Annotated in this window: 11 protein-coding genes, 1 tRNA gene and 1 pseudogene; 5 read left to right on the top strand and 8 right to left on the bottom strand. The window is 62.4% G+C overall.

The genetic code is table 11. From position 1 onward, the window contains the following. Nucleotides 1–46: 46 nt before the first annotated feature. The 3 genes and pseudogenes from AC5Y4H_RS21405 (at nt 47) to AC5Y4H_RS21395 (ending at nt 3,839) form a co-directional block, all read left to right on the top strand. Nucleotides 47–409, top strand: a complete 363-nt coding sequence (locus AC5Y4H_RS21405; protein ID WP_499984773.1) for a DUF6308 family protein — start codon at nt 47–49, stop codon at nt 407–409. A 14-nt stretch (nt 410–423) separates the two neighbouring features. Further along, nucleotides 424–3,555: pseudogene (locus tag AC5Y4H_RS21400) on the top strand (DEAD/DEAH box helicase); the annotation flags it as partial. A 95-nt stretch (nt 3,556–3,650) separates the two neighbouring features. Continuing rightward, nucleotides 3,651–3,839 carry a helicase associated domain-containing protein gene (locus AC5Y4H_RS21395; RefSeq protein WP_499984770.1) on the top strand — a complete coding sequence of 63 codons (189 nt, stop codon included), beginning with the start codon at nt 3,651–3,653 and terminating at the stop codon, nt 3,837–3,839. A gap of 252 nt (nt 3,840–4,091) precedes the next feature. On the opposite strand, the gene AC5Y4H_RS21390 is transcribed toward AC5Y4H_RS21395, so the two are convergent. Together AC5Y4H_RS21390 and AC5Y4H_RS21385 are read right to left on the bottom strand one after the other, a co-directional pair. After that, nucleotides 4,092–4,691: a hypothetical protein gene (locus AC5Y4H_RS21390; protein WP_499984764.1), complete on the bottom strand. Its 600-nt coding sequence runs from the start codon at nt 4,689–4,691 to the stop codon at nt 4,092–4,094. Nucleotides 4,692–4,870: 179 nt separating this feature from the next. Then, nucleotides 4,871–5,719 carry a hypothetical protein gene (locus tag AC5Y4H_RS21385; protein WP_499984762.1) on the bottom strand — a complete coding sequence of 283 codons (849 nt, stop codon included), beginning with the start codon at nt 5,717–5,719 and terminating at the stop codon, nt 4,871–4,873. A gap of 126 nt (nt 5,720–5,845) precedes the next feature. On the opposite strand from AC5Y4H_RS21385, the gene AC5Y4H_RS21380 reads away from it, so the two are divergent. After that, nucleotides 5,846–7,252 (top strand): ApeA N-terminal domain 1-containing protein, encoded by a 1,407-nt coding sequence (locus tag AC5Y4H_RS21380; protein WP_499984760.1) that lies wholly within the window; start codon nt 5,846–5,848, stop codon nt 7,250–7,252. A 150-nt stretch (nt 7,253–7,402) separates the two neighbouring features. Here the strand turns inward: AC5Y4H_RS21380 and AC5Y4H_RS21375 are convergent, their stop codons facing one another. The 6 genes from AC5Y4H_RS21375 to AC5Y4H_RS21350 all read right to left on the bottom strand — a co-directional run bounded on the left by AC5Y4H_RS21375 (nt 7,403) and on the right by AC5Y4H_RS21350 (nt 9,850). Continuing rightward, a complete protein-coding gene (locus AC5Y4H_RS21375) occupies nt 7,403–7,705 on the bottom strand; it encodes a hypothetical protein (RefSeq protein WP_499984758.1) in 303 nt (100 codons plus the stop codon). A gap of 387 nt (nt 7,706–8,092) precedes the next feature. Beyond that, complete coding sequence (locus tag AC5Y4H_RS21370) at nt 8,093–8,257, bottom strand: hypothetical protein (RefSeq protein ID WP_499984753.1); 165 nt, start codon at nt 8,255–8,257, stop codon at nt 8,093–8,095. Nucleotides 8,258–8,663: 406 nt separating this feature from the next. Further along, a complete protein-coding gene (locus AC5Y4H_RS21365) occupies nt 8,664–9,176 on the bottom strand; it encodes a hypothetical protein (RefSeq protein WP_499984749.1) in 513 nt (170 codons plus the stop codon). Nucleotides 9,177–9,191: 15 nt separating this feature from the next. Next, nucleotides 9,192–9,431: a hypothetical protein gene (locus AC5Y4H_RS21360; protein WP_499984747.1), complete on the bottom strand. Its 240-nt coding sequence runs from the start codon at nt 9,429–9,431 to the stop codon at nt 9,192–9,194. Continuing rightward, a complete protein-coding gene (locus AC5Y4H_RS21355) occupies nt 9,428–9,667 on the bottom strand; it encodes a hypothetical protein (RefSeq protein WP_499984744.1) in 240 nt (79 codons plus the stop codon). Before AC5Y4H_RS21355 ends, AC5Y4H_RS21360 begins: the two co-directional genes overlap by 4 nt. 110 nt (nt 9,668–9,777) lie before the next feature. Beyond that, a tRNA-Arg gene (locus tag AC5Y4H_RS21350) sits at nt 9,778–9,850 on the bottom strand. Between the two features lie 127 nt (nt 9,851–9,977). Here AC5Y4H_RS21350 and argS point away from each other — a divergent pair. Continuing rightward, entirely contained in the window at nt 9,978–11,630 is a 1,653-nt protein-coding gene (gene argS / locus AC5Y4H_RS21345) for an arginine--tRNA ligase (RefSeq protein WP_499984742.1), read from the top strand. Nucleotides 11,631–11,634: the final 4 nt, after the last annotated feature.

The raw sequence follows: 11,634 nt of genomic DNA, 5'->3' as shown, positions 1-11,634 counted from the left end.
AAGAATCACACGACGACGTCGTACACCACGTCTCTGGACTTGACCCATCGTCGAGGCCGAACACGACATACTCACGTCCGGCTCCGCGCCCGGTCGGCTGTGGGAAGTTCTACGCTCCGGCAGAGACGGAGTGGGCAGAACGACAACGAGCAAGCTGATGGCCGCCAAGCGACCCCGGCTCATCCCCATCTGGGACAGCTTCGTCGAACAGGCGACAGGGCTAGACACCCGTGACTACTGGCGAAAGTTCCAGACCGTTCTCACGGCAGACGACAACCGCATATGGAAATGGCTAGCCGAATTGCGTTCTCATGTTGCACAGATTCCCACGGCCGTTTCCACGCTCCGCCTTCTCGACGTCGTCCTATGGATGTCCGTCGAGGGTAAAACGGCGCCAACTAGCGTCTAGAGGACCTGACTGTCATGGCGGCGCTTCGCGATCTCTTGGCCCGGTTGGACCCCGACCCGTATCGGCGGGGCAAGCAGTTCGAGCACATCTGCAAGTGGTTCTTGACTAATGACCCGGTGTACAGACATGAACTTCGCCGCGTCTGGCTGTGGGACGAGTGGCCCCCTGGCCCCGGCGGGCGATGGGGCAGTGACGCCGGGATTGATTTAGTCGCTGAGGACCGCAACGGACACTTATGGGCGATCCAGGCCAAGGCGTACGACCCCACCTATCGGGTCACCAAGCGCGATGTGAACAAATTCCTCGCCGAGTCGGGGCGCGAGGTTTTCACCTACCGCATGTTGATCGCCACGACCAACCTCATCGACCGGATCGGCGAGCGCACGATCCAAGATCAGGAGAAGCGGGTCACCTTCTTCCGGCTCAACGACCTGCAGGCCGCCGAGGTGGACTGGCCCTCGTCGCCCGCGGCACTGCGTCCAACTCGACCGCGTAAGCCGGCGCGCCCCCGTAAACACCAGCGGGAGGCGATCACAAAGGTGATCAAGGGATTCGAGTCCGAGGATCGCGGGCAACTCATAATGGCGTGTGGAACGGGAAAGACCCTGACAGCGCTGTTCATAAATGAGCAGTTGGAGGCGACCCGCACCCTCGTTCTGGTGCCGTCACTGTCCCTGCTCAAGCAGACACTGAATGTATGGCGAGCCAACAGCACCGCCGAGTTCGCGTCCCTGCCCGTTTGCTCCGATGACACGGTTGCCAACGCAGACGACGACGCGGCGCTGTTGCACACCAGCGACCTCGGGGTTCCCGTCACGACTGACCCGGAGGACATCGCCGCGTTTCTGAGGCAACAGTCCGGTCCCCGAGTTGTGTTCGCCACCTACCAGTCCTCGCCCCAGATCGCGAAGGCTTTCACGTTAGGTCGGGTGCCCGCCTTCGACCTAGTGGTCGCAGACGAGGCGCATCGGTGCGCGGGACCGGTTTCGTCGGACTTCGCCACGGTCCTCGATCCGGTGGAGATTAGGGCGAAGCGGCGGCTGTTCATGACGGCGACCCCGCGCTATTTCACCGGTCGTGTGCTGAAAGCCGCCGAGGAAGCGGACTTCGAGTACGCCTCTATGGCGGATGAAGCCAAGTTCGGCAGCGTGTTTCACCGACTTGGGTTCGGAGAAGCCATCAAGCGTGATCTCTTGACGGACTATCAGGTCGCCATCGTCGGTGTGGACGATGCAACGTATCTGGAGTGGGCGACGAAGGGGACGCTGGTCACCCGCGACGGTGTGGAGGTCACCGACGCTGCTTCTCTGGCGGGACAGATCGGGTTGGCGAAGGCGATGCGGAAGTACGACCTGCACCGTGTCATCTCGTTTCACTCCCGAGTAGCGCGGGCACGGGAGTTCGCTGCCTCGATGCCGAACGTTCTCGCATGGATGCCTAGCCGGCAGCGGCCGAAGGGAAAGCTATGGTCTCGCTTCGCATCCGGGGAGATGGCCGCCGGTGACCGCTATGTCCTCCTGCAGCAATTGGGACGGCTCGACGACGCCGATCGGGGCCTTTTGTCTAATGCCCGGTGTCTGGCGGAAGGTGTGGATGTGCCCACGCTCGACGGTGTGGGCTTTATCGACCCCCGCCGGTCAGAAGTAGACGTCGTTCAGGCCGTGGGTCGAGCCATCCGTAAGTCGGAGGACAAGAAAGTCGGCACCGTCGTGATCCCGGTGTTTATCGACAGCAGGGCCGACCCCGAAGTAGCTCTGGACTCGTCGGCGTTTAAGCCGGTGTGGGACGTGATCAAGGCCTTGCGTGCTCACGACACGGAACTTGGCGAGCAGCTTGACGAGTTGCGCCGCGAATTGGGTTGCAACGGCGGAAAGCCGAAGCTGCCCAGTAAGATTCACGTTGATGTGCCCGCCAGAGTAGGGGCGGACTTCGCCGACGCATTCGATGTGTGCCTAGTCAAGCAGACGACGACCCTATCGTGGGAGTTCTGGTTCGGTCTGCTGGAGCGATACCTCGCAGAGAACGGGACTGCTCAGGTCCATCGTGACCATCGAATTTATGGTTATCGACTCGGCGGCTGGTGCGTCAACCAGCGATCGCGACACCGACGCGGCGAGTTGACGCCCGATCAGATCGCTCGCCTAGACCTGTTGCCGGGATGGACGTGGGATCGCCACGACAGCCGGTGGGAGGCGGGATTTGAACATCTCGTGGAATACGCAAAAGCGAACGGGCACGCACTAATCACCGCTAAAGAGAAGTACAACGGATACCCGCTCGGAACGTGGGTGCATATCCAACGCAGAGATGGCCGCTCGGGCAAGCTGCCCGAGGATCGGCGGAGGCGGCTGGAGTCTGTCCCAGGATGGGTGTGGAGTCTGGAAGAGGACCGCTGGGGAAACGCATTTCAACGCCTTCAAGATTACGTTCACAGCCACGGCGACGCTCTGGTGAACCAGACTTATCAGACCGAAGACGGGTTCCGGCTAGGGGCATGGGTTAATTTTCAGCGCACCCGGTACAACCAGGGGAAGCTGGAGCAAGACCGCGTCGACAAGCTTGCCGGTCTACCAGGTTGGGTCTGGAAAGCGTCGGAGGCCAAGTGGGACCAAGGCTTTGAGTACTTGCGGGATTTCGCCGAGGCGCACGGCAATGTCAGGGTTCCGTTGGAATATGAGGTCAACGGATTCAGGCTAAGAGATTGGTATGCGAACAACCGCGCCAAGTTCGACAAGCTCAGCCGAGACCGCCAGCGCCGACTTAAGAGTCTGCCTGGCTGGGACGACTACTCGCACGACGTGAAGTGGGAGAATGCTTTCCAAAGATTGCTCGACTACGCAAAAGAGTTTGGAAACGCAAACGTGGAGCGGTCCTATGTGATCGACGGCTATCCGCTCGGCGCCTGGGCGATGACTCAGCGCGGCGAGTTTAAGAACGGCAAGCTTAGCCAGAGTCGAATAGATAGGCTAGAGGCCTTGCCTGGATGGGACTGGAATCGTCGAGAGAATAGATGGGAGCAAGGGTTTCAACATCTGGTGGCATATGTGGAACGGAATGGCGATGCACTGCCGCCCCAGGACTTCGTAGACGAGGATGGCTATCGGTTAGGGGCCTGGGTTCACATGCAACGCCATCTCAACCGGAAGGGCGAACTCAATCCCGAGAGATGGCAGCGTCTGAACAAGGTAAAAGGCTGGGACTGGGATAGCGCGGTGACAAATGGGACCAAAACTTTCAGCGTCTGGCGGCGTACCTCAAGGCCAACAACAATTCACTGCCGCCCAGCACCTACGTCGCGGACGATGGCTTCCGCCTTGGGGCGTGGGTCGCCCAGCAGCGATCCAATGGCAATAGGGGGACTCTAGCGGCAGACAGATGGAACCGACTCAACAAACTCCGAGGGTGGAATTGGAATCTGCGACGCAGTTAGCCATCCGCGAATAGGTATCAAGTCCGAATGTCGCGCCCCATCCGATACGGCCGCAGCGGCGGATGCTACTCGGCGGTGCCATCTGTCGAACTCCGCGCCAAGCTCGGTGTGGGTCATTCGCGCAGCAGCGGCGCGCGCCGACGGTAATCGTTTGCGAGCAAAGCACACGAAGCTGAAACGCGAAGCGAAATCAGCTAAGAACAATTAGGTTTCGCCGCGACGCCTGCAGCTCGCTCAACGCGTACTCACCAACTAGGCGGGCGGCGACGTGATCCGCCGGACTTTTCCATCGGTGTCGACGTGCCACCGTCGCCCCGATGAGTCCGTGTACTCCACCGAAGCGTAATCAGCGGGGATGTCGGGTTGGTCCTTCGGAAAGATGATCAGTAACTGGTCGGGCGCAATCGCGATGCCATCCAAGGTCGGCCTTATGCGTCGCGAGCCGCTGCCGTCCGGATCTGGAAACAACTCGATCTCTTCGAACTCTAAGTTGTCGATATCTTGGCCTCGCATAACGAATTTGGTTATGTCGATGTCAAAGATGCGGTCGGCCCGACGGTTTGTCACACTGACGGACGCGGCCGCGAACCGTGGCCCCATGATGTCTCGTTTTCCGAGTTTTTTGGTGCCCGCAACTTGGACGAGACCGGCTTGCCTGGCGAGATCTGCCTCGCGTTGCTGTTCGACGTGACGACGGTCAGTGACCGCGATCCACAAAGCCACTCCGGCGGCGATGAGACTGCCAAGGGCTCCGAGCCACTGGCCAAACCCCGTGTACCATTCCGCGGATTCGCCCCAATCATGGGCGATTTGGCTGCCGACAAGTAGCACGACCACCGAGGTAGCGGTCACTGCGACAGCCCAGAACCACACACCTCGGGAGCGCAACCAGGCTCGGAGCGGAACGCTCGGCAGGAAACGGGTCATGTGTATGGAACCTAGCGGTCCGCTCTCTGCAAACGTGGATCTCCGCGCCGATTCGCCGACGAACACACGTCCCCCCGCGTAATGGGACGTGTTGCTCGGCGGGCTCAGTCGAGGGAGGGCGGGTTGGCGATATAGGCGCTTATTTCAGGCTGCGCCACGAGTTTTTCGCATAGTCCAACCAGCTCCGACACGACGCCGTAGCAGTAACTAACTGCGTCAACGCCGCCGGAGCAGGTATCAAATGCTCTGCGGGTGTTCGCTTCTGGGTTTGAGGGTAGCCGGACATTCGCGCCCCATCTCCCATCAAACCGGTTCATCCAGACTGTCGTGGACGCCTCTTCCGTGAGCGGTACGTAGTGGAGCAGACAATCGCGGTAAGCAGTGACTTTCTCGCCGTGCTGAGTCCAGCTATTCCTGACTGCCGAGTCGAGTTCCCCGGGGAGAAGTTCGTTGAACTTCAAAGCAATCTTGATTCTTAGCCATTGGTCGGTGTTGCCCCGCCCGTAATGCTTCCAGAGGACTTTCGCGATCAGGTCGTAAAGGCGGCGTGCCGCGACTAGGAAGGCGTCCACCTCGAAGTAAATTCTTTGGTCAGAGCCGGTCCCCTCGACGGCGGTGTCCGGATAGGTTTTCTCGAAGAGACGAGCCATGTCGACGTATAAGTCGATACTTCGGTTCAAGTGGTAAAGCGCCGCAAGAAGACAGTTACGAACGTCGTACTCCTCATACATCGCTCGAGTCATATGAGCCACAGGCACCTGGAAAAGCAGCGCCGCGCGGTGGTTCAGCGATGAGCCGTCACGGTCAACGACGGCAAGCGTATAGCCGGAGTAGATCAAGTCAGGCTCTCGAGTCGCCAAACGCAGCAAACCCTGCGGTGGATCGTCGACAGCTTCGATCCCATGCTCATACACCTCGGTGATACCTGGGCTGCGTCCTGTCCGGATCGTCATACTGCCGGAGGTTACTAGCCGGAGGGTGTACCGCCCCGGGGACCGCTGAGATCGCCGCCCAGGAACCAGCACCGGCCCGCAATGTCGTTCAACAGCCAAGAGTCCACCACATGTGATGATCGGTCGATGAGCACTGCAGGCGCGGTAGGCGGCACCTTTTGGACGCCACAAAATCCGGACGTGCGTGCGCGCGGCGAGTTTATTGCGCAGGTTGGTCAGAAGGCGGAGGTGCGTGTGGGGGGTGGGCTTTCCGCCGGTGTCCCCACCACCGGCCCTCGGCCAGTACCTGCGCCCAGACCCGGCGACATGGCCGGCACCATGCAGGCGCACGCCTCGGGCGCGGTCGCGCGGTTTCGACCTATCACCATTCACGGTGAGCTTGACAACGGGGATCTTGTCACGTTGCTTGACGCCCCAAATCACGGCGGTGGGGGCCTGGCGTCGCACTATATCGCCCATGTCGCTGTCTTCGGCGCGCACGTATCCGTCGACCAGCTCTACAGCGTTGTTCGATTTCGTCTCGATCACCCATATTGGTTGGGGCGCCTGACCGAACACGAATCAAGTTTGGTCGTGGACGATCAGTCGACCCTCAGGGTCGAGATCTCCGAGGACGGCAACTGGTTGGTGTATGAGTCGGCGGAGCCAGCGACGTTGCGGCGGCTTGAGATTCGGGCGATCTCAGGTTGTCTGGCGCTAGCGCAGTTGGCTCTCTGTCCTGACCGGGATCTGGTCGTCCGCGAGACACAGGTGCGGGTCGACGCCGGCAGCCCCTGGCTGGCCGTGCACGGCCCGGCGTTCTGTAAGAGGGCGGATAACCCTCGTCTGGATACCCTGTTGGCGCGTGAAGAGCTCACCGTCGAGCGGTTCGCCAGGTGGATCGAGCTGAACGACCAGTTCGACGGCTTGGCGTGGGCGGTGGCAAGACGCATGGATGTTGCTGTTCAGGCACAGGTCCAGGTACTCACGTCACTGGTCGAGGGGTTTCATCGCAGACTGACTCCGGCGCGCGATCAGACGTGGTTCCCAGATGCGACCAAGGCCGCGCTGAAGCGTGTTCGCGAGGCCGCTGCCGAGGCCGCGGCTGAACAAGCCAGGCTGGAGGGGCTCGATCCAGATCGGATGCGCGACCGGGCACTAAACGCGCTTGGACATGTCGGTGATAAGAGCTTTCTCGAACGGGCCGAAGCTGTAGTGGCCGAAGCTTGCACCGCAGTCCCCGAGATCGCCGAATCGGTGTCGCGGTTACCGAACCGTATAACAGACCCACGACACTCTTTCGCTCATCAACTCCCACAGGACGAAGCCAAGGAACCGCTAGAAGACCGCGCTCGTCGCTGGATGGTGATTTCCCAAGTCACCCCATGGCTTCTGCGCGCGTTGCTGTTGCTCCGTGTAGGCGTCGACCCTCTCGTTCTTCGCGAAAAGTATCTAGAGAACGAACGTTTCGCGTTCTGCCGCGCGAACGTCGGTAAGCTAGCGAAGGAACTCGGCTGGGAGCTGCCGGCACCTAGCCGGGCGCCAGAAGGCTAGCGACCTATGCCTTCACCTTGCGTGCATCCGTTCGGTGGTTAGGCGCACACGCCGGATACCGGCGAGAGCTTCATCCGCGGGGTAGGGGGCCAGCCAGGACGGGGCGAAGTTCTCGCCGTCCTCGGGCGACCAGACAGCACGATTGGTCGCTCACCCAGTGACATAGGCGTTGCCGCCGCAGCCACCAGGCGGGGCGGGCGGCGGCTGCAGGCTGCCGTTGTCCACAACGCACTGCGGTCGCGTGCCACCCCCTTGGGTATTGGTGATTTGGTGCCGGTATGAGCCGTCGGGGTAGTGCGCGCCGTCCCAGTATCCGAAGCCGAATGCGCCGCCGTGGCCGCCGACGCAGTTGCCGTGTTGCGCGTCTGGATAGTGTGGGTCGGCCCATGGCGGCGGTGGGTCTGCGTACGCCGGCGCGGACCCTCCGCCGAACAGCGCGGCAACAGTGGCCACAGCGGCGATGCCAGCAGATGCGAGAAGCCGTCTCATCGGGATCCCTGTCGGATTGGTTCCGTCTTCGACCAGTGATCAGCCAGCCGAGGCCGCACCGGTGTAGGTAGGGACTTGATTGACCCGAGTTCATGCTGGCTAAACACGGCGCCGGCCATCAGGGCGCGGTACTCCGAGTCGGCTCGGGCCGCGAGCGCTTCGCGTCGACGACGTTCACCGATCGCTATATAAAAAGCCCCGCCGCAAGCGAGGCAGCCGATCAGCCAGGGGTGCGCGACGGTCACGAGGAGCACGAACACGGCCAGCGTGACCGCGGCGGCTGGGTGCCGGTCGTGCCAAGTGCCCCGATTAGGGCACCTGGACTTATAGCCGCATCGTCGACAGGCGTGCCTAGCCACGGTCGTACGCGTCGGCACGCTGTAGCAACTCGTCGAGCGTCGCGACGCCGATCTGCTCGCATAAAGGTCCATGGCCAAGGCGGTTGACCAGCTCGTCGGCGATCTCGCGAGCCGTGAAGTCGCTCATGGGTTGGCGTGGGTTAGTTGCTGTGGTCACTGTGCGGTTCTCCTCATTGATACTGTGCGGAGCCCCGACCTGCAGTGACGTTGTGGTGCATATGTGGTGCAAAACGTGTTTGGTTTGACCGTTGATGCACGTCAAACATGGTGTGCGATACTGGGATCGAACCAGTGGCATACGGCAACTTGCGCACGCGAACTCATCGCCGGACGACGCCACGAATTCCGAGAGTCTCGAGGTGTGTGTCTCCCGTTAGGGATTGCGAGGCAGCTGGCCCATCCGGGGTCTAGTTGATCGGCGCCTTCTGCTTCACGAACCAGCGGTCGACGAATCCTGCGCGAAGGTGCAATCGATCTCATCTGGCCGCGCTCGATCAGCAGCTGCACCAGTCGTCGCCGATTGCATGGCTGCTGGACGTCGTGGGACGGCCTTCGTGCTCGGCTTAGACGCTGAAAGCCGCCTGGTACGCCTGAGCTGCAGATGGTTTCAGCTTTCCGCTCACTCGCAGGAGCAGGTTTCCCTTTACCGTCTGGTACTCCGTGCCGAGGATCGGCGCCGATGACAGCATTGTCTTGATGTAGTCGGCGCGCTTCTGGGCAGCGGCTTCATCTGGCCACTGCTCGACGCCAGCCCCGCAGATGATGCCGGGCTTTGCGGTGTCGCACTCCTCAGTGCGTGAGTCAACCAGCACGGTTGCGGCAACGTAGCCGTTCACACGCCCGATCATGTTGTTCGAGTCGTTGTCCTCGGTGATCGCGATGAGGCTGGTGACCTCCGGGACCGCGGCCTTGATCTTCGCTGCGGCCTGCTGCGCTGACACTGGTGAGCGGGCCGCCGCTGCCGTCGTGGGTGGTTGAGCGGCGGGGCCAGCAGTACCAGCGTTGTGGCTTGAGGCGCAGGCGACCGCGGTTGCGGCGACGGGGGCCAAGAAAATCGGTTTGGGGGGGACGGTCATTGTGTCCTTCCTCTTTCAGTTGGCGGTCGCGCCGAGCGCCCGCATGCGACGCTCCACAAAAAACGAAGCGGTGAGTGCGTCGATCGCGCTTTGCGCGGTCGCAACCGCATACTCGTATAGCTGCGGATCACCAGTCGCCGCAGCCTTTTCGCCAACTTCATCACATCTGCATAGCAACGCTTCGAGCCGTTCAGCCTCCGCGCGGCTGAAGCCGCCACGGCGCATGTGATCCCTGACCGTGCCGAGCGCGCTCATCGCTCGATCTCCTGCGGTACCGCCCTCTGGTCGCAGACCAGTATGGAGGTGACCTGCTCGGCCCCCGCGATCGCGTTCTCAACCTGGCCGGCGCGGGTCGCGCGGGCGCCTGGGAGCGCCGTCTCCGCGGTCTGGGCGCCGAGCGCCACCTCTTGGAGGTCGTTGCTGCAGGATTGCAGCGCGTTCAGGGTGGCGGTGATGTTGGTGGTGTCGGCGGTGTCCATCGGGTCTCCCATCTTCTGTCGATGTTTGCTGGCACCGACGGCGGGAGCACCGGAGAGTCACGCTAGGGGCATGCATCTCAACAGCAGCCAGAAAAATCGCGTTTGAGCTGCGTATACTCTAGTGCCCCCGGCAGGATTCGAACCTGCGGCCTTCTGCTCCGGAGGCAGACGCTCTATCCCCTGAGCTACGGGGGCGCACCGACATACCTGTTGCGCCATGGGGCTTTCGAACAAGCACGGACAGACTAACGCATCGAAGTTCCCGCTCTACCACCGCAATGGATTCGAGGTGGGGGCGCCCCAGCCAATAGGATGAACGTTTGTGACCCCCGCTGACCTCGCTGAGCTGCTCAAAACCACCGCCGCCGCGGTGCTGGCCGAGCGCGGGCTGGATGCTGCCTCGCTTCCGCAGACGGTCACCGTGGAGCGTCCCCGCAATCCTGAGCACGGCGATTACGCCAGCAACGTGGCCCTGCAGCTGGGCAAAAAGGTCGGCGCCAACCCGCGCGAACTGGCCGGATGGCTCGCCGAGGCGCTGTCACGGGCCCACGGCATCGCGTCGGCGGAGGTCGCCGGACCCGGCTTCATCAACCTGCGCCTCGAGCCATCGGCGCAAGCCGTCGTCGTCACCAACGTCATCGACGCCGGCGATCGCTTCGGCCACTCCGACGCGCTGGCCGGCCGCCACATCAACTTGGAATTCGTGTCGGCGAACCCGACCGGGCCGATCCACATCGGCGGGACGCGGTGGGCCGCTGTCGGCGACGCGTTGGGGCGGCTGTTGTCCTCCCAGGGCGCCGAGGTGGTGCGCGAATACTATTTCAACGATCATGGTGCCCAGATCGACCGCTTCGCCAGCTCGCTGATCGCCGCGGCCAAGGGCGAGCCCATCCCGGACGACGGCTACGCCGGCGCCTACATCAACGACATCGCCGCCCAGATACTGCAGAAGGCGCCAGACGCGCTGAGTCTGCCCGACAGCGACATGCGCGAGACCTTCCGCGAAATCGGCGTCGATCTGATGTTCAGCCATATCAAAGAGTCGTTGCACCAGTTCGGCACGGACTTTGACATCTACACCCACGAAGACTCGATGCACGCCAGCGGTCGGGTCGAACAAGCCATCGCCAGGCTGCGAGAGACGGGCAACGTCTACGAGAAGGACGGCGCAACGTGGTTGCGCACCAGTGCGTTTGGCGACGACAAGGACCGCGTCGTCATCAAGAGCGACGGCAAGCCGGCCTATATCGCGGGTGACATCGCCTACTACCTGGACAAGCGGCAGCGCGGGTTCGACTTGGCCATCTACATGCTGGGCGCCGACCACCACGGATACATCGCCCGGCTCAAGGCCGTGGCGGCGGCCTTCGGCGACGACCCCGCCGCCGTCGAGGTGCTCATCGGGCAGATGGTCAACCTGGTCCGCGAGGGCCAGCCGGTCCGGATGAGCAAGCGGGCCGGAACGGTGATCACGCTCGACGACCTCGTGGAGGCGATCGGTGTCGATGCGGCGCGCTACAGCCTGATCCGTTCCTCGGTGGACACGCCCATCGACATCGACCTGGCGCTGTGGTCCTCGGCGTCGAATGAAAACCCGGTCTACTACGTGCAATACGCGCATGCCCGGCTCTCGGCGCTGGCCCGCAACGCCGCCGAACTCGGCCTCATCGCCGACACTGGGCACCTCGGCCTGCTCAGCCACGACAAGGAGGGGACGCTGCTGCGCACCATCGGTGAATTCCCTCGGGTGCTCGACACGGCGGCGACGCTGCGCGAGCCCCACCGGGTGTGCCGGTACTTGGAAGACCTCGCCGGCGACTACCACCGGTTCTACGACTCGTGCCGGGTCTTGCCGCAGGGCGACGAGCAACCGACTGATCTGCACACCGCGCGCCTGGCGCTGTGTCAGGCGACCCGCCAGGTGATCGCCAACGGGTTGGCGGTACTGGGCGTCACTGCTCCGGAGCGAATGTGAACGT

Source organism: Mycobacterium sp. NGS58 (genome assembly GCF_059812385.1).
The sequence above is the reverse complement of the archived record's forward strand: the minus strand, read 5'-3'. Positions and strand labels throughout refer to the sequence as shown.

Excerpts from the sequence above, each read along its gene's own strand:
- AC5Y4H_RS21380 (WP_499984760.1), top strand. The coding sequence starts at position 5,846 with ATGAGCACTGCAGGCGCGGTAGGCGGCACCTTTTGGACGCCACAAAAT.
- AC5Y4H_RS21385 (WP_499984762.1), bottom strand. The coding sequence starts at position 5,719 with ATGACGATCCGGACAGGACGCAGCCCAGGTATCACCGAGGTGTATGAG.
- AC5Y4H_RS21365 (WP_499984749.1), bottom strand. The coding sequence starts at position 9,176 with ATGACCGTCCCCCCCAAACCGATTTTCTTGGCCCCCGTCGCCGCAACC.
- AC5Y4H_RS21355 (WP_499984744.1), bottom strand. The coding sequence starts at position 9,667 with ATGGGAGACCCGATGGACACCGCCGACACCACCAACATCACCGCCACC.
- AC5Y4H_RS21360 (WP_499984747.1), bottom strand. The coding sequence starts at position 9,431 with ATGAGCGCGCTCGGCACGGTCAGGGATCACATGCGCCGTGGCGGCTTC.